Genomic DNA, 16163 nt, shown 5'->3' on the forward strand with positions numbered 1-16163 from the left:
GAGCGGGTCAGCCCTGCGGCGGCGTCCAGGCCGACACGCGGTTCAGGCGCTCGACCTCGTCGGTCGACAGCTCCAGCCGCGCTCCGGCGAGCAGATCCGGCACCTGATCCACCGTCCGGGCACTCGCGATGGGCGCGACCACGGTCGGCTGCGCACGCAGCCAGGCCAGGGCTGTCGCGGCGACCGAGGCGCCGTGCGCTCCGCCGATCTCGTCGAGCGCGTCGATGATCCGAAGTCCCGCCTCGGTGGCGTACTTCGCGGCGCCGGCGGCCCGCGGAGACCCCTCTCCCCCGGCGTCCGTCGAGCGGTACTTGCCGGTGAGGAAGCCGCTCGCCAGCGCGTAGTACGGCACGAGGCTCAGCCCGAACTCCTCGGCGACGGGGATGATGGTGTCCTCGACGTCATTGCGGTGCACGAGGTTGTAGTGCGGCTGGACGGCGACCGGTCGCGCGACGCCGAGGCGGTCCGCGATGTCGATCCACTGCCGGATGCGGTCGGCGGTGTAGTTGGACACCGCCACGTGCCGCACGAGCCCGTCCGTGACGAGGGCGCCGAACGCCTCGACCGTCTCCTCCAGCGGCACGGACTCGTCATCGAAGTGGGCGTAGTAGAGGTCGATCTCGTCGACGCCGAGGCGAGCGAGCGACGCCTCCGCCGCGCGGCGCACGTTCCCCGCCGAGAGACCGCGGAAGGCGGGGTGCTGGCTGACCTTGGTCGCGACGACGACGCCCTGGGGCTTCCGCGCCGCGAGCCACGCCCCGATGATCGTCTCGCTCTCGCCACCCTCGTTGCCGGGCACCCACGCACTGTAGGAGTCCGCCGTATCGATGAAATCGCCACCCCCGTCGACGAAGGCGTCGAGGACGGCGAAGGAGGCGTCGCGGTCGGCCGTCCAGCCGAACACGTTGCCGCCGAGGGCGAGAGGGAAGACGTCGAGGTCACTGGAGCCGATGCGGGTCATGTCCGAGACAACCGCGACGAGCAGCGCGAACATTCCCGCGGTGAGGCGAAAAGATGCGCAGGTGGCCGGGGCGGGGTGCCGACCACCTGCACCCCAGTAACATAACACCCTCCGAAGTGATACGCGATATGCGGGCGCGCGACAACGCGGCACGCAGAGGCGCCGCGATCACGCGGAGGGGTCCGTCAGAGAGCCGACTACGGGACTCGAACCCGTAACCCCCGTATTACAAGTACGGTGCGCTACCAATTGCGCCAAGTCGGCGGATGCCATCACAGCTTAGCGATGGCCGGGACGCGCGACGGACTACTTCGCCGGCGCCGAGGTGGCGGTCGGGGTGGGCGTCGGAGACGTCGACTCGTAGTAGGCCTCGCTGGCGACGGACATGACGAACGTCGACAGCTCCTGCGGGTCGTCCAGCGCGCCGACGTACGCCTCGCCGTTCACGACGATCATCGGGGCGGCGGTGAGCACGAGGTCGTCGGAGCCGGGGAGCGGCCCCTCGAGCGCGCGGGTCGTCGCCTCCTTCGCCCAGCTGACGTAGTCGCCGTCCTGGATGCAGGAGCGCACGGTCTTGGCGTTGTCCACGCCGACGGCGCCCGCGAGATTGGCGAGCTCCTCGTCGGACATCCCGTCGCTGCCCACGTCGGGCTGGTCGTCGAGGAGGTCGTGGTTGAACGCGTAGAACTGGTCCGGCGAGTGCGTCGCCACGCAGGCGGCAGCTGCGGCGGAACGCAGCGAGTACTTCGTGCCGTTGGAGCTGGCGGTGAGCAGAGCGACCGGGTGGTAGCTGACGGTCGCGGCGCCGTCCTCGATCCACTGCGCGAGCAGACGGGCGTTGGCGCGCTCGAACTTGCCCGCGTCGGGCGAGAGGTAGTCGACGTAGACGTGCACCTCGACGGCGCCGGCCGCGGACGGCTCGGGCGACGGCGTCTCGCTGGCGCCGGCCTCACTGGGCTCGGGGTCCGGTGTGGGGGACGCGGTGCCGGCGATCGCGGCGGAGGCGATGTCCGTCACCACGACGCCGTCCGCCTCCATGCCGCTGGGGCTGAGCTGCGGCTTGGACGTCTGCGAGGTCACGGCGAGCGTCACGGCGGTCCCGATCGCACCGACCGCGATGATCGCGACCGCACCGATGATGATCCGTCGCATGAGACGCGCCCGCGACTGCTGGGCGTGCACCTTCTGTGCCTTCTCCCGCACGGCCTCGCGCGAAGTGCGAGGGGCGGGGACGTTCGGCGTTTCGTCGCTCGACATCGTTCCTCTTGAGTCTCAGGGGGTCCGGGTTGGCCCCGACCACCGTCGGGCGGTGATCGCCGCTGCGCACGGCCGGGTTCGATGCTAACCAGTGAGGCTGAGAAATACCCAGGTGCGGCCGTTCGTGCCATACTGATCCCGACCCGATGGAGGGTCACGGCGGGTCGCTCCGCCGCTTCATTCACTACGGATCGTCCGGCACGTACCTGCCGGTGAAGGAGAAACACGATGGCATCTGTGACTTTCGACGAGGCCACCCGCCTGTACCCCGGCGGCACCCGTCCGGCTGTCGACAAGCTCAACCTCGAGGTGGGAGACGGCGAGTTCCTCGTCCTGGTCGGTCCCTCCGGTTGCGGTAAGTCCACCTCCCTCCGCATGCTCGCCGGCCTCGAAGAGGTCAACTCCGGCCGCATCCTCATCGGTGACCGCGACGTCACCGACGTGCCGCCGAAGGACCGCGACATCGCGATGGTGTTCCAGAACTACGCGCTGTACCCGCACATGACCGTCGCGGAGAACATGGGCTTCGCGCTCAAGATCGCCGGCGTCGGCAAGGAGGAGCGCGCCGCGCGCGTCCTCGAGGCCGCGAAGCTCCTCGACCTGGAGCAGTACCTCACCCGCAAGCCGAAGGCCCTCTCCGGTGGTCAGCGTCAGCGTGTCGCCATGGGTCGCGCCATCGTGCGTCAGCCCCAGGTCTTCCTCATGGACGAGCCGCTGTCGAACCTCGACGCCAAGCTCCGCGTCCAGACCCGCACGCAGATCGCGTCGCTGCAGCGTCGTCTCGGCGTCACCACGGTCTACGTCACGCACGACCAGACCGAGGCGCTCACGATGGGTGACCGCATCGCCGTGCTCAAGGACGGTCTGCTCCAGCAGGTCGGCTCCCCGCGCGACCTGTACGAGAAGCCGAACAACGTGTTCGTGGCCGGCTTCATCGGCTCCCCCGCGATGAACCTGTTCAGCGCCGACCTCGCCGACGGCGGCGTGCAGTTCGGCACCGAGGTCGTGCCGCTGGACCGCGACACGGTCGGCCGCGCGTCGGGCTCGCAGGTCACGGTCGGCGTCCGCCCCGAGGACATCACGGTCGGCCCGGCCGACGGTCGCGGCCTCTCGGTCGTCGTCGACCTCGTCGAGGAGCTCGGCGCCGACGGCTACCTCTACGGCCACACGGAGATCAACGGCAAGCGCACCGACCTCGTCGCCCGCGTCGACGGCCGCAACCACCCGAACGCCGGGGAGACCGTCACCCTTGCCGCGAACCCGGGTCACGTGCACGCGTTCGACCTCGAGTCGGGCGACCGCCTGAACGACAAGCCGGTCGTCTCGGCCTGATCGGACACTCCACCGCGGCGCGGGCTGACTTCGGTCGCCCGCGCCGCGTCGTTTCCCCGGCACCCTCAGGAGCCCCCATGCAGGAATCCCTCCGGATCACCGCCAAGACGGTCGACCCCGGTCTGCTCGCTCTGCCCTGGTCGACACCTCTGGAGAAGTGGCCCTCCGAGCACATCGTCTCGCTGCCCAAGGGCCTCTCCCGCCACCTCGTGCGCTTCGCGGATCTCTCCGGGCGCGTGGTGGCGGTGAAGGAGACGACGACCGAGATGGCGCGCCGGGAGTACGAGATGCTCGGCAACCTGTCGCGACTCGACGTGCCGTGCGTGGAGCGCGTCGCGGTGATCGCGGGGCGCACCGACTCGTCGGGGGCGCCGCTCCCCGCGGCGCTGGTCACCTCGCATCTGCGCTTCTCGATGCCGTACCGGGCCCTCTTCACCCGGGTGCTCCGCCCGGACACGGCCACGCGCCTCGTCGACGCGCTCGCCCTGCTGCTCGTGCGTCTGCACAACGTGGGCTTCTACTGGGGAGACGTCTCGCTCTCGAACACGCTGTTCCGCCGGGATGCCGGGGCGTTCGCGGCGTACCTCGTCGACGCGGAGACCGGCGAGCTGCACGAAGAGGGCCTCACCGACGGTCAGCGCGCCTACGACCTGGACCTCGCGCGCACGAACATCGCCGGGGAGATCATGGACCTCGCCGCGGGCGGCCGCCTGGAGCATGGGGTCGACGCCGTCGCCATCGCGGACGGCATCGTGTCGTCCTACCGCTCCCTCTGGGCCGAGCTCACCGCGCAGGAGTCCTTCTCCGCCGCCGAGACGTGGCGCATCACGGAACGTGTCGAGCGGCTCAACGCCCTCGGCTTCGACATCGACGAGATGTCGATGTCGACGACCGCCGACGGCACGGTCGTGGAGATCCAGCCCAAGGTCGTCGATGCCGGGCACCACCAGCGCCGACTCATCCGCCTCACCGGTCTCGACGTCGAGGAGAACCAGGCCCGGCGGCTCCTCAACGACCTCGACGAGTTCCGTGCCCGCTCCACCAAGCAGTGGGCGGACGAGGAGATGTACGCGCACGAGTGGCTCACGCGCGTCTTCGAGCCCGTCGTCCGCGCGATCCCCTACGACCTGCGCGCCAAGCTGGAGCCGGCCGAGGTGTTCCACCAGGTGCTCGAGCACCGTTGGTACCTGTCGCAGGCGCAGGGACGCTCGGTCGCCCTCGCGGAGGTGCTGACGAGCTACATCAACGATGTGCTCCGCCACCGGCGCGACGAGGCCACCATCATGGGGCCGCCGACCGAGACGATGGGCCTCCCCGTCGTCACCGGCACGCTCGCGCTCGGCGACGACGACGAGGTGGACTGGCGCGACCTCGTCTGAGACCGTGCCCGCCGGTCGGCGCCGCGCCGGGCGGCGTCAGTAGCCGACCGTGAACCGCTCGCGGTGGTGGTTGCCCTGCTCGATCTCGTCGACGATCGCGACGGCGAAGTCCGCCCCGGAGATGTACGACTTCCCGTCCTCGTCGCGGACGAGGACGTCACCGCCGTCCCGGTAGTGTCCGGTGCGCTCCCCCTCGGCCCACGGCCCGAAGACCTCGGCAGGGTGCACGAAGAACCAGTCCAGGCTCTCCGCGGTGCGCTCCAGGAGCGCGAGCGAGTCGATGCCGACCTGCGCCTCGTGCTTGTACTCCTCGGGGAACCCCTGATCGAACAGTCGGGGGCCACCGGGCGCGACGAGGCTGCCGCCCGCGCCGCCCACGACCCCGAGCCGGGTCTCGGTGCCGTCGAGCAGCGCGACCACGTTCGTCAGCGCCTCGAGGACACGGTCCTCCATGTCACCGCGCGGCGAGAGCGCGGAGACCACGGCATCGGCACCCGCGAACGCCTCGGTCAGCGTCGCGGGGTCGAGCGCGGACCCCTGCACGTACGCCGCACCCGCGACCGGATCCGCGGGGGTCGAGCGCGAGATGGCGACGACCGCGTGATCGCGGCTCACCGCCTCCGCGACGATGTGGCGCCCGGCGTAGCCGGTTCCTCCCAGGACGATGATGCGGGCCATGCGTGTTCCTCTCGGTCAGTCCGCGGCGCGGACGGTCGCGACCTGGTACAGCGCGACCGAGGCCGCGATGCCGGCGTTCAGCGACTCGGTCGCCGCGGAGATGGGGATGGAGACGATCTGGTCGCAGGTCTCGGTCACGAGGCGGGACAGGCCCTTGCCCTCCGAGCCCACGACGATGACGACGGGACGGTCCGCCAGCTCCAGCGCGGGCAGCGAGACGTCGCCGTCACCGTCGAGTCCGAGCACGAACACGCCCTGCTTCTTGAACTCCTTGAGCTGCGTGGTGAGGTTCGACGCCAGGGCGACCGGGATGCGCGCCGCCGCGCCCGCACTCGTCTTCCACGCCGCGGAGTTCACACCGGCGGAACGGCGCTGCGGCAGGATGATGCCGTGGCCGCCGAACGCCGCCGTCGAGCGGATGATCGCACCGAGGTTGCGCGGGTCCGTGATGCCGTCGAGGGCGACGAACAGCGGCGTCTCGCCGCGGTCGATGACCTGCTCCAGGAGGTCCTGCGGGTGCGCGTACTCGTACGGCGGCACCTTGAGGGCGACGCCCTGGTGCACGCCGTCGAAGCCGGCCATGCGGTCGAGCTCCTGGCGGGTGACCTCGAGCACCGGGATGTCGCGGTGGGTCGCGATCGACAGCATCTCCTTGACGCGGTCGTCCATCTCGACGCGCTGCGCGATGTACATCGCCGTCGCCGGGATCTTCGCGCGCAGCGCCTCGAGCACGGAGTTGCGGCCGGTGACCGTCTCGGTGTCGGTGGTGTTGTCCTTCGACCGGGCGCTGCGGTTCGGGTTGCCGCCGGACGCGGGGCGCCCACCGGGCTTGCCCTTGCCGCCCGCAGCCGCGTAGCGCTCGGCCGCGGCCTTGCGCTTACCCGCGGGGTGCCACGCGCGGTCCTCCGCCTTCGGCGTGGGCCCGCGCCCCTCGAGCGCCTTGCGCCCGAGACCGCCGGTGCCCTTGGTCGGGCCCTTCTTGTTTCCCTTGCTCGCGCCGGGGCGCCCTGGCTTAGCCATCGATACTCCAATGAGTTCCGGCCGGAGTGTCCTCCAGCGTGATTCCTGCGGCGGCGATCGCGTCACGGATGCGATCCGCCGCCGCCCAGTCCTTCTCCGCGCGCGCGGTGGCGCGCTGCGCGATCATCTCCTGCACCAGCGCGTCCAGCGCTGCTGCCTGCGCGCCCCCGGCGGCGCCGGATTCCGTGCGCGGGTCCAGACCGAGGATCCCGGTCATGGCGAGCACCGCCCGCGCCGCGTCCAGGGCCGTGCCGGTGTCGCCCGCGTCCAGCGCCGAGTTCCCTGCTCGAACGCTCTCGTGCACGACGGCCAGCGCCTGCGGCACGCCGAGGTCGTCGTCCATCGCCTCGACGAAGGCGTCGGGCAGGCTCCGTGCGTCCTTGGCACCGATCTCCTCGCCGGCCGCGCGGATTGCGCGGTCGAGGAAGGAGCGGATGCGACCGAGCGCGGCGTCCGCCTCCGCCCAGGACGATTCCGAGAGGTCGAGGCTCGACCGGTAGTGCGCGGCGGCGAGGGCGTAGCGCACGACCAGCGGGTCCCGCTCCGCGAGCACGTCCCGCGCGAGGGTGAAGTTGCCGAGGGACTTCGACATCTTCTGGCCGTCGACGGTCACGAGGCCGTTGTGCACCCAGTAGCGGGCGAAGCCGTCACCCGCGGCCGTCGACTGCGCGAGCTCGTTCTCGTGATGAGGGAACCGCAGGTCGAGGCCGCCGCCGTGGATGTCGAACTCCGCACCGAGGTACCGCTTCGCCATGGCCGAGCACTCGATGTGCCAGCCCGGACGCCCCGGCCCCCACGGCGACGCCCAGGTCGCATCGGCGGGCTCGTCGGGCTTGGCGCCCTTCCACAGGGCGAAGTCCTGGGGGTTGCGCTTGCCCCGCGGGTCGGCGTCTTGCGCCGCCTCCATCGCGTCCACCGACTGATGGGTGAGATCGCCGTAGGACGACCAGGAGCGCACATCGAAGTACACGTCGCCCGACCCGTCGGGAGCGGGGTACGCGTGGCCCCGGTCGATGAGCAGCGCGATGAGCTCCTGCATCTGCGGGACGGAGGCCGTCGCCCGCGGCTCGTACGTGGGCGGCAGGATGCCGATGCCGGCGTAGGCGGCGGCGAACTCCTGCTCCATCCGATAGGCGAGCGCCCACCACGGCTCGGCGTCCGTGGCGTTGGCGAGCACCTTGTCGTCGATGTCGGTGACGTTGCGCACGAACGTCACGCGGCCGTGGCGGTGCGTCAGCCAGCGGCGCAGGAGATCGAAGCTCAGGGCCGCGCGGACGTGGCCGATGTGCGGGCCGGACTGCACGGTGGGTCCGCACACGTACATCGTGATGTTCTCGGGATCGAGAGGCACGAAGTCGCGCAGCAGCTGTGCGCGGGTGTCGTAGAGGCGGAGAGTCACCGCTCAAGCCTACTCGGCGGGCGCTGAGAGACCCTGCTCCGGTCGCGGGATGACGATTGCGACGGCCGTGACCGCGATCCCCTCGCCCCGTCCGGGGAAGCCGAGGCCGTCGGTCGTCGTGGCCGTCACGGCCACCGGAGCGCCCCCGAGCGCCGCCGACAGAGCAGCCTCGGCCTCTCCGCGTCGTCCGCTGAAGCGCGGGCGGTTGCCCTGGAACTGCACCGACACGTTGCCGATCATGAATCCCGCCGCCGACAGGAGCTCCGCGGTGCGGGAGAGGAAGACATCGGCGTGCGCCCCCGCGTACTCCGGGTGAGCGGTGCCGAAGTGCTCACCGATGTCGCCGAGCCCGGCGGCGCCGAGCAGCGCGTCGACGATCGCGTGGCCGACCGCGTCCCCGTCCGAATGCCCGGAGAGCGCGGGCTCCCCCGGCCATTCCAGCCCGGCCAGCCACAGCGGCCCGTCGCCACCGAAGGCGTGCACGTCCGTGCCGATGCCCACGCGGGGTGCGCCCCCGACGGGAGTCGACGGCCGCGCCGCCGAGGAGGGCGATCCCGACGACGTCGCGACGAGGAGGCGGGCGCGCTCCAGGTCGGCGGGGGTGGTGATCTTGAACGAACGCTCGGAGCCCGGCACCAGGCGCACGGTGTTCCCGGCCGCGGCGAAGAGCGCGGCGTCGTCGGTGTACTCGGCGCCCCGGGCGGTCGCCTCCGCGTACGCCGCTTCCAGCAGCGCGCGAGGGAAGCCCTGCGGAGTGTGCGCTGCGGCGAGCTCCGCACGATCCACGGCACCGACGACGAGACCGTCCGCGACGCGCTTGAGCGTGTCTACGACAGGCAGGCTCGGCACCGCACCGGCATCGGCGACCACGGCCGCCGCCACCGCGTCGATGACGCCGGGCGGCGTGAGGGCGCGCGCCGCGTCGTGCACGAGCACCGTCGTGACGTCCCCCCACAGGGCGGCGAGCCCCGCGGCGACCGACTCCTGCCGCGTCGCCCCTCCGGTGACCACGCGGCCCAGGTCGGCACGATCGCCGGCGGCCTCCCGCAGCTCCGTCTCCGCGTCGCCTTCGTAGCCTGCGGGCGCGACGACCACGACCTGCAAGGGCGCCGCCGCGAAGACGCCGTCGAGGGCGTGCCGCAGGATGGTGCGGCCGTCGATGCCGACGAACGCCTTGGGCGCTCCGGCCTCGAGACGGGTGCCGGAGCCGGCGGCGACGACGATGATCGCGGTATGCGGGACGGGGAGGATGCTCACAGCTTCACGTTACCGGCGGAGACGACGGAAGGCGGGTGCCGCAGCACCCGCCTTCCGTGAAGGACGTCTCAGGACGCGAGGACCTCGTCGAGCAGTGCGCCCGCCTTGTCCTCGTCGATCTTCTCGGCCAGGGCCAGCTCCGAGATGAGGATCTGCCGGGCCTTGGCCAGCATCCGCTTCTCACCCGCGGACAGGCCGCGGTCCTGGTCGCGGCGCCAGAGGTCGCGTACGACCTCGCTCACCTTGATGACATCGCCGGACGCGAGCTTCTCCAGGTTCGCCTTGTACCGGCGCGACCAGTTGGTGGGCTCCTCGGTGAACGGCGCGCGCAGCACCTCGAACACGTGGTCGAGGCCCTCCTTGCCGATCACGTCGCGGACGCCGACGAGGTCGACGTTCTCGGCCGGGACCTCGATGATGAGATCGCCCTGCGTGACGTTGAGCTTCAGGTATTTCTTCGTCTCGCCCTTGATGACGCGTTCCTTGACCTCGATGATGGTCGCAGCGCCATGGTGCGGATAGACGACGGTCTCGCCAACCTCAAAAAGCATAAAAACATGTCCTTTCGGCAACCTCAAGGATACCACAGGGGATATGCGCTAAGGTTCGCGCTTCCTGTTCCCAGCGGCTCCTCGACTTACCCATAGAATGGGGAGGGATATCCCGTCGGACCTCAGGAGGACCCGTGAAATCGCGCCTTGTCGCGTCTGCCGCCATCAGCGCCCTCGTTCTGCTCGGCGCGACCGGGTGCACGTTCATCACGCCGCAGTCGACGAAGATCGAGTACGCGGCCTCCGACGGCGTGAACGTGTCGGACGAGGACGGCCCCATCGCCGTCCGGAACGCCCTCATCATCGCGAACGAAGACGGCACGGCCGGGAACTTCGTGGGCGCGGTCGTCAACCCGACGCAGGACCGCGCCACCCTGACGGTCTCCCTCGAGGGCGGCGAGCCGTTCATGATCACCGTGCCCGCCGGCGGATCGGTCAGCCTCGGCGCCGACCAGGAGCCGGTGGAGATCGTCGGCCTCGACACCATGCCCGGCGCCACCGTCGCGATGCACTTCCAGTCCGGCGACTCCGCGGGTGTGACCACGCAGGTGCCCGTCCTCGACGGCACCCTGCCGTACTACTCGGACCTCGCTCCGCAGGACTGAGTCCGCAGACAGACGCGAGAGGCCGGCACCCACGGGTGCCGGCCTCTCTTGTGTGCGGTCACCCCTCGAAGCGATACCCCAGGCCGCGGACGGTCACGAGCATCACCGGTTCGCTGGGGTTCTCCTCGATCCGCGAGCGGATGCGCTTGATGTGCACGTCGAGCGTCTTGGTGTCACCGAAGTAGTCGCTCCCCCACACCCGGTCGATGAGCTGGCCGCGCGTGAGCACCCGGCCGGAGTTGCGCATCAGCACCTCCAGCAGCTCGAACTCCTTCAGGGGCATGTTGATCTGCTCGCCGGCCACCGCCACCGTGTGCCGATCGATGTCGAGCGAGACGCGCCCGCCCTCGAGCACCCGCTCGTCGAGCTCGGCCTCCGCCTGCACCACCCGCCGCAGCACCGCCCGCATCCGGGCGAGCAGCTCCCGCGACGAGTATGGCTTGGTGATGTAATCGTCCGCGCCGAGCTCGAGCCCCACGACGATGTCGACCTCGGAGTCCTTCGCCGTCAGCATGATGATGGGCACGGCCGACGTGGACCGGATCTGCCGGCACACCTCGGTCCCCGGCATGCCGGGCAGCATGAGGTCGAGCAGCACGATGTCGGCACCGCGCTCCCGGAACGCCGTCAGCGCACCAGGGCCGTCCTCGGCGATCTCCACCTCGTAGCCCTCGCGGCGCAGCAGGTAGGCGAGCGGGTCGGCGAGGTCGGGTTCGTCTTCGACGAGAAGGATGCGGGTCATGCGGTCTCTCCGTTTCGGACGCGCGTCGCCCCGGTGGCGGGGACGGCCTTGCGCGCGCGCTTCTTCTTGCTCTTCTTGCCCTGCCCGGTGTTCGCGGGGGCGTCGATCCGGGGCAGGCGGATGGTGAACGTGGACCCGCGGCCCGGGCGCGACCACAGCCGCACCTCACCTCCGTGCCGCTGGGTGGCGTGCTTGACGATGGACAGCCCGAGGCCGGTGCCGCCGGTGCGCCGGGAGCGGGCCTCGTCCGCCCGGTAGAACCGCTCGAAGATGCGCTCGCGGTCGGCCTCGGCGATCCCGATGCCCTGGTCGGAGACGGCGATCTCCACGACGTCGTCGTCGGCCTTCACCCCGACGCCCACCCGGGAGCCGCGGGGCGAGTAGACGATGGCGTTGGCGATGAGGTTGCCGACGGCCTCGATGAGGATCTGCGCGTCGCCGCGGACCCACACGCCGCGGTCTCCACCGCGGGCGAGCTCCACACCCGCGGAGTCGGCCTGCACGACGTGGGCTTCGATCGAGGAGGCGATGACCTCGTCGATCGAGACAGGGGCGACCTCGGTCAGCCCGTCCTCCGCCTGCAGCCGGGACAGACTCATGATGCGTCCGGTGAGCTGACCGAGACGGCCGGCCTCCGCCGAGATCCGCGACGCGAACGCCCGCACCTGGGCAGGGTCGTCGGCGGCGGACTCGATGGCCTCGGCGAGCAGGCTCACGGCCCCGACGGGCGTCTTGAGCTCGTGGCTCGTGTTGGCCACGAAGTCACGGCGCATCTGGTCGAGGCGCTCCTGCTCGGTCACGTCGCGGATGATGAGGAGCACGAGGCGCGTGCCGATGGCGCTCGCCCTGGCCGACACGAGGCGGGGGTCGAGGCTGAGGCCGCCGCGGGTGATGCGCAGCGACTCGGTCGCCGTCTCCCCCGTCGAGCGGACGCCCCGCACGAGCTGCCGGAGCTCCGGGTTCTCGAGCGTCGATCCGACCTCGATCCCGAACCGTGCGGCGGCTTTCGACGTGGCGAGCACGAGGCCGGAGACGTCGACCACGCACGCGGCGTCGTCCATGCTGCGCAGCACGTCGGTGATCCCGGGCGGGATCGCCATCGACGTCTCCTCCTCCGCCCGCGCCCGCGCCCGATACGCCCAGACGACGAGGAGCGAGAGGCCCACCCCGATCGCCAACCCGATGGCGAGGGAGGACAGCGCGAGCTGCGGCAGGGTCATGACTCCAGCGTAGAGCGCGTTCACCGTCGATCCGGCGGGTTTCCGCGCCATCCCGGGGAGCGGAGACGTACTATTCACTCGCTGGGCACCGTTCGTTAACCTTCGGAGCAGACAATCGCTTCAGGCCTGCGCGCGCGCAGTGCTCTCCCCGCGGACGCCCCGCCGCCCCGCGCTGGACCGTCAGCCGGGATCCGAACGAAAGGTTGCGCCCACCATGCGCGAAGTCTTCCACCAGTCCCTCGAGGACCTGCAGTCCCGCCTCGTCGAGATCGCCGAGCTCGTCACGGTCTCCATCGACAAGGCGACCCGCGCGTTCGCCACGAGCGACGTCGCGCTGGCCGAGGAGGTCATCGCCGACGACGCGAAGATCGACGAGCTCGCCGTCGCGCTGGACGAGCAGGCCATCGAGATCCTCGCCCGACAGCAGCCGGTCGCGCGCGACCTCCGGATCGTCGTCACGGCGCTCCGCGTCAGCGCGTCCCTGGAGCGGATGGGCGACATGTCCGAGCACATCGCCCAGCTCGCCCGCCTGCGCTTCCCGGAGCGCGCGATCCCGAAGGGCCTGAAGGGCACGTTCGTGAAGATGGGCGAGCTGGACGTGGAGATCTCCCGCACGCTCACGGAGCTCCTCCGCACCCAGGATCTGAAGTTCGCCGACGCGATCCGCAACGCCGATGACGACGTGGACGAACTGCACGCCAGCGTCTTCGAGAAGGTGCTGAGCGACAACTGGAAGGGCGAGGCCGTCGCCACGGTCGATGCGACGCTCGCCAGCCGCTACCACGAGCGCTTCGCGGACCACGCGGTCGCCGTCGCCAAGAAGGTCGTCTACCTCGCGACGGGCGACTGGCACGTCGAAGAGGAGGACATCGCCCTCGCGGTGGAGCAGCAGGAGCAGCTCGGCCACGCCTGACGAGACCCCGCTTCATCGCCGAGACCCCTTGCTGCAGTCGCCTGCGGCAGGGGGTCTCGACGTGAAACCGGGGTCTCGGTTACTTCTTGCCCTGGGCGGCCACGGCCGCGGCACCGGCGGCGGCGGCCTCCGGGTCGAGGTACCGGCTGGGACCGGTCGGCGCGTTGTTCTCGTCGAGCTCGTACACCAGCGGAATGCCGGTAGGGATGTTCAGTCCGGCGATGTCGTCGTCGCTGATGCCCTCGAGGTGCTTGACGAGGCCGCGCAGCGAGTTGCCGTGCGCGGTCACGAGGACGGTCTTGCCGGCTTCCAGATCGGGGACGATCTCCGCGTCCCAGTACGGCAGGAGGCGGTCGATGACGAGCTTGAGCGACTCCGTGCGCGGCACCTCGCCGTCGATGCCCTCGTAGCGGGCGTCGCCCACCTGGCTGAACTCGCTCGCGTCGTCCAGCGGGGGCGGCGGCACGTCGAACGAGCGGCGCCACAGCTGGAACTGCTCCGGACCGAACTCCTCGAGCGTCTGCGCCTTGTCCTTGCCCTGAAGCGCCCCGTAGTGGCGCTCATTGAGCCGCCAGGAGCGCTTCACCGGGATCCACAGCCGGTCGGCGGCATCCAGCGCGATGTCGGCGGTCTGGATCGCCCGGCTCAGCAGGGACGTGTGCAGCACGTCGGGCAGGATGCCGGACTCGGCGAGCAGCTCACCGCCGCGACGGGCCTCGTTCTTGCCCTGCGCGGTCAGGCGGACATCCACCCAGCCGGTGAAGAGGTTCAGTTCGTTCCACTCGCTCTGGCCGTGGCGGAGCAGGATCAGGGTGCGCTTCGCAGTCATGTCGCCAGTTTATCCGGGGCGCGGAGCGGGCACAGCGGCGGAGGAGGGAGGATGGACGCATGGCGTCATCTCCCCTCGGTCGGCCGACCCGCGGCACGACAGGGACGAACCGGCTGCGTCGGAACGACCGGTGGATCGCCGCCTCCCCCGCCTTCCGACGCGCGGCCGACCCCCTCGTCGTCGACCTCGGTTTCGGGGCGAGCGGGGTGACCGCGTTCGAGCTGGCCGCCCGACTGCGACGCGTGCGGCCGGACGCGGAGGTGCGCGGTCTCGAGCTCGACCCGGACCGGGTGGCCACCGCGGAGCAGCAGCTCGCCGAGGTCCGGGCCGGCCGCACGCCCTTCCCCGCCGACCTCCACGTCTCCTTCGCCCGCGGCGGGTTCGAGGTACCACTCCCCGGCGGTCGGCGCCCCGCCGTCATCCGGACGATGAACGTCCTGCGGCAGTATGACGAGGCCGAGGTCGCCGCCGCCTGGCGGACGATGGCGCACCGCCTCGCGCCGGACGGGCTCCTGGTGGAGGGCACCTGCGACGAGATCGGGCGCGTGGCGAGCTGGGTCGACGTCGATCCCGGCGGCATGCCGCTCCGTTTCACCGTCTCCCTCCGCCTGCGCGGGCTCGAGGCCCCCAGCATCGTGGCGGAGCGGCTGCCCAAGGCCCTCATCCACCGCAACGTCCCCGGCGAGCGCATCCACACCCTGCTCGTCGACCTGGACCGGGAGTGGGAGCGCGCCGCTCCCCTCTCGACCTTCGGGGCCACGCAGCGCTTCCTCGCCGCGGTGACCGCGCTGCGCGATCAGGGCTGGCCTGTGCAGGGCGGACGGAGCCGGTGGCGGCTGGGCGAGCTCACCCTGCCGTGGGACGCCGTGGCACCGGCCTGACCAGGGTCCGGTGTCTCAGACCCCGGCGTCGCGGGGATCGGGCGCCGTGGGTCGGCGGGACAGCCGCGTCAGGCGCGGGATGTCCGCGGTGGCGCCGGCGTCGGCCGGGACGATGATCTGCTGGGACGCGGCGATGTCGATCCCCTCGGCCCGGACGACGAGATCGCCGATCGGGGCGCGACGGGACAGGAGGGCGAGGGCGATCGGCCCGTCCTCATGATGCCGCGCGGAGGAGGTGATGTGCCCGACCTCGTCATCGCCCGCGAACACGGGGGCTCCGGGTTCCGGAAGCACGGCGTCGCTGCCGTCGAGCTGGAGCAGGGCGAGCCGCCGCGGCGGATGACCGAGGTTGTGCACCTTCGCGACGGTCTCCTGCCCGCGGTAGCAGCCCTTGTTCAGGTGCACGGCGCTGCGGAGCCAGTCCGACTCGTGCGGCAGCGATCGCTCGTCCACCTCGGCCGCCCACCGCGGGCGCCAGGCGGCGATGCGCAGCGCTTCGGCGGCGAGGAGTCCGGCGGCATCCTCCCGATCGAGCTCCGCGGCGAGCGCCCGCGCCGCCGTCCCGGGCACGATGCCGACCCGCCAGGCGAGGTCGGCCCCGGGGTGCGCGGCCACGTCGGCGTACTGATGGCCGCCGACGGCGACCTGCTGCCACGGGTCGACCCAGATCCGCGCGTCGTCGAGGCCGCGCACGCGCTCGGCCGCGGGTCCGCCGTCGACGAAGCCGAGCAGCGCGAGGTCGGGGCGCAGCTCGACCGTGGCCTGGGTGCGGAACTTCATCCGCGTCAGCCACGTCGCGAGCCCCTCGGCATCGCCGGCATCCGCCAGGAGCCAGGTCGAGGTGCCGTCGTCGAGGACGCCGGCCGCGTGCTCCACCCGTCCCTGCGGATCGAGGACGAGGAGCTCGGTGCTCTCCCCCGCGCGCAGGCGACCCACCGCCTGCGACGTGATGGAGTCGAGCCAGGGGAGGCGTTCGGGACCGGACACCTCGATGACCGTCCGGTCGTCGAGGGGCGCGATCGCCGTTCCGGCCGCGAGGCGGCGCTGCTCCCGGAACGGATCACCGAAGTGGGCGATCCCGCGCTCCCCCGCTGTCGCGCCGGGGACGCCGTCGAAGACGCTGGTGCTCACCGTGTGCT

Annotated in this window: 16 protein-coding genes and 1 tRNA gene; 5 read left to right on the forward strand and 12 right to left on the reverse strand. The window is 71.3% G+C overall.

The features are described 5' to 3' along the window. Positions 1–7: 7 nt before the first annotated feature. The 3 genes from D8M34_RS05570 to D8M34_RS05580 all read right to left on the reverse strand — a co-directional run bounded on the left by D8M34_RS05570 (position 8) and on the right by D8M34_RS05580 (position 2218). Positions 8–961, reverse strand: coding sequence for an aldo/keto reductase (locus tag D8M34_RS05570; protein ID WP_025105516.1), 954 nt, complete (start codon positions 959–961; stop codon positions 8–10). Positions 962–1152: 191 nt separating this feature from the next. Further along, a tRNA-Thr gene (locus tag D8M34_RS05575) sits at positions 1153–1225 on the reverse strand. A 42-nt stretch (positions 1226–1267) separates the two neighbouring features. Beyond that, positions 1268–2218 carry a DsbA family protein gene (locus D8M34_RS05580; RefSeq protein WP_025104315.1) on the reverse strand — a complete coding sequence of 317 codons (951 nt, stop codon included), beginning with the start codon at positions 2216–2218 and terminating at the stop codon, positions 1268–1270. A 228-nt stretch (positions 2219–2446) separates the two neighbouring features. On the opposite strand from D8M34_RS05580, the gene D8M34_RS05585 reads away from it, so the two are divergent. Beyond that, the gene (locus D8M34_RS05585) at positions 2447–3550 is read left to right on the forward strand and encodes an ABC transporter ATP-binding protein (protein ID WP_025104314.1); all 1104 of its coding nucleotides are present in this window, start codon (positions 2447–2449) and stop codon (positions 3548–3550) included. Between the two features lie 77 nt (positions 3551–3627). Continuing rightward, the gene (locus tag D8M34_RS05590) at positions 3628–4929 is read left to right on the forward strand and encodes a DUF4032 domain-containing protein (protein ID WP_025104313.1); all 1302 of its coding nucleotides are present in this window, start codon (positions 3628–3630) and stop codon (positions 4927–4929) included. 36 nt (positions 4930–4965) lie between these two features. Here D8M34_RS05590 and D8M34_RS05595 read toward each other — a convergent pair whose 3' ends face one another. From D8M34_RS05595 to D8M34_RS05615, 5 genes are all read right to left on the reverse strand, one after another. After that, positions 4966–5607 carry an NAD(P)-dependent oxidoreductase gene (locus D8M34_RS05595; protein ID WP_060921926.1) on the reverse strand — a complete coding sequence of 214 codons (642 nt, stop codon included), beginning with the start codon at positions 5605–5607 and terminating at the stop codon, positions 4966–4968. A gap of 15 nt (positions 5608–5622) precedes the next feature. Next, a complete protein-coding gene (rlmB, locus tag D8M34_RS05600; protein WP_025104311.1) occupies positions 5623–6627 on the reverse strand; it encodes a 23S rRNA (guanosine(2251)-2'-O)-methyltransferase RlmB in 1005 nt (334 codons plus the stop codon). Further along, a complete protein-coding gene (gene cysS / locus D8M34_RS05605; RefSeq protein ID WP_126893369.1) occupies positions 6620–8026 on the reverse strand; it encodes a cysteine--tRNA ligase in 1407 nt (468 codons plus the stop codon). The genes rlmB and cysS overlap by 8 nt, the downstream gene beginning before the upstream one ends. Positions 8027–8035: 9 nt before the next feature. Further along, entirely contained in the window at positions 8036–9283 is a 1248-nt protein-coding gene (gene ispD / locus D8M34_RS05610; RefSeq protein ID WP_126893370.1) for a 2-C-methyl-D-erythritol 4-phosphate cytidylyltransferase, read from the reverse strand. 68 nt (positions 9284–9351) lie between these two features. Next, positions 9352–9834 (reverse strand): CarD family transcriptional regulator, encoded by a 483-nt coding sequence (locus D8M34_RS05615; RefSeq protein WP_025104308.1) that lies wholly within the window; start codon positions 9832–9834, stop codon positions 9352–9354. A 134-nt stretch (positions 9835–9968) separates the two neighbouring features. Here D8M34_RS05615 and D8M34_RS05620 point away from each other — a divergent pair, with 134 nt between their 5' ends. Continuing rightward, on the forward strand, positions 9969–10439 hold the full coding sequence (locus D8M34_RS05620; protein ID WP_025104307.1) for a hypothetical protein: 471 nt from the start codon (positions 9969–9971) through the stop codon (positions 10437–10439). Positions 10440–10497: 58 nt separating this feature from the next. Here D8M34_RS05620 and D8M34_RS05625 read toward each other — a convergent pair whose 3' ends face one another. Together D8M34_RS05625 and D8M34_RS05630 are read right to left on the reverse strand one after the other, a co-directional pair. Further along, a complete protein-coding gene (locus tag D8M34_RS05625) occupies positions 10498–11181 on the reverse strand; it encodes a response regulator transcription factor (protein ID WP_025104306.1) in 684 nt (227 codons plus the stop codon). Next, positions 11178–12401 (reverse strand): sensor histidine kinase, encoded by a 1224-nt coding sequence (locus D8M34_RS05630; protein ID WP_025104305.1) that lies wholly within the window; start codon positions 12399–12401, stop codon positions 11178–11180. The genes D8M34_RS05625 and D8M34_RS05630 overlap by 4 nt, the downstream gene beginning before the upstream one ends. A 214-nt stretch (positions 12402–12615) precedes the next feature. Here D8M34_RS05630 and phoU point away from each other — a divergent pair, with 214 nt between their 5' ends. Beyond that, a complete protein-coding gene (gene phoU / locus D8M34_RS05635) occupies positions 12616–13314 on the forward strand; it encodes a phosphate signaling complex protein PhoU (RefSeq protein WP_025104304.1) in 699 nt (232 codons plus the stop codon). A 79-nt stretch (positions 13315–13393) separates the two neighbouring features. Here the strand turns inward: phoU and D8M34_RS05640 are convergent, their stop codons facing one another. Then, entirely contained in the window at positions 13394–14143 is a 750-nt protein-coding gene (locus D8M34_RS05640; RefSeq protein ID WP_126893371.1) for a phosphoglyceromutase, read from the reverse strand. A 59-nt stretch (positions 14144–14202) separates the two neighbouring features. On the opposite strand from D8M34_RS05640, the gene D8M34_RS05645 reads away from it, so the two are divergent. Then, positions 14203–15024 carry a class I SAM-dependent methyltransferase gene (locus D8M34_RS05645; RefSeq protein ID WP_126893372.1) on the forward strand — a complete coding sequence of 274 codons (822 nt, stop codon included), beginning with the start codon at positions 14203–14205 and terminating at the stop codon, positions 15022–15024. Between the two features lie 15 nt (positions 15025–15039). On the opposite strand, the gene ygfZ is transcribed toward D8M34_RS05645, so the two are convergent. Continuing rightward, complete coding sequence (gene ygfZ / locus D8M34_RS05650; RefSeq protein WP_126893373.1) at positions 15040–16155, reverse strand: CAF17-like 4Fe-4S cluster assembly/insertion protein YgfZ; 1116 nt, start codon at positions 16153–16155, stop codon at positions 15040–15042. Positions 16156–16163: the final 8 nt, after the last annotated feature.

Origin of the sequence: Microbacterium sp. HSID17254, from assembly GCF_003989315.1 — a bacterium.
Taxonomy (GTDB): Bacteria; Actinomycetota; Actinomycetes; order Actinomycetales; family Microbacteriaceae; genus Microbacterium.

Coding starts and splice junctions, on each gene's coding strand:
- D8M34_RS05625 (WP_025104306.1), bottom strand. CDS start 11,181: ATGACCCGCATCCTTCTCGTCGAAGACGAACCCGACCTCGCCGACCCG.
- D8M34_RS05570 (WP_025105516.1), bottom strand. CDS start 961: ATGACCCGCATCGGCTCCAGTGACCTCGACGTCTTCCCTCTCGCCCTC.
- D8M34_RS05645 (WP_126893372.1), top strand. CDS start 14,203: ATGGCGTCATCTCCCCTCGGTCGGCCGACCCGCGGCACGACAGGGACG.
- D8M34_RS05590 (WP_025104313.1), top strand. CDS start 3,628: ATGCAGGAATCCCTCCGGATCACCGCCAAGACGGTCGACCCCGGTCTG.
- D8M34_RS05585 (WP_025104314.1), top strand. CDS start 2,447: ATGGCATCTGTGACTTTCGACGAGGCCACCCGCCTGTACCCCGGCGGC.
- rlmB (WP_025104311.1), bottom strand. CDS start 6,627: ATGGCTAAGCCAGGGCGCCCCGGCGCGAGCAAGGGAAACAAGAAGGGC.
- D8M34_RS05615 (WP_025104308.1), bottom strand. CDS start 9,834: ATGCTTTTTGAGGTTGGCGAGACCGTCGTCTATCCGCACCATGGCGCT.
- D8M34_RS05640 (WP_126893371.1), bottom strand. CDS start 14,143: ATGACTGCGAAGCGCACCCTGATCCTGCTCCGCCACGGCCAGAGCGAG.
- D8M34_RS05580 (WP_025104315.1), bottom strand. CDS start 2,218: ATGTCGAGCGACGAAACGCCGAACGTCCCCGCCCCTCGCACTTCGCGC.
- phoU (WP_025104304.1), top strand. CDS start 12,616: ATGCGCGAAGTCTTCCACCAGTCCCTCGAGGACCTGCAGTCCCGCCTC.
- D8M34_RS05630 (WP_025104305.1), bottom strand. CDS start 12,401: ATGACCCTGCCGCAGCTCGCGCTGTCCTCCCTCGCCATCGGGTTGGCG.
- D8M34_RS05595 (WP_060921926.1), bottom strand. CDS start 5,607: ATGGCCCGCATCATCGTCCTGGGAGGAACCGGCTACGCCGGGCGCCAC.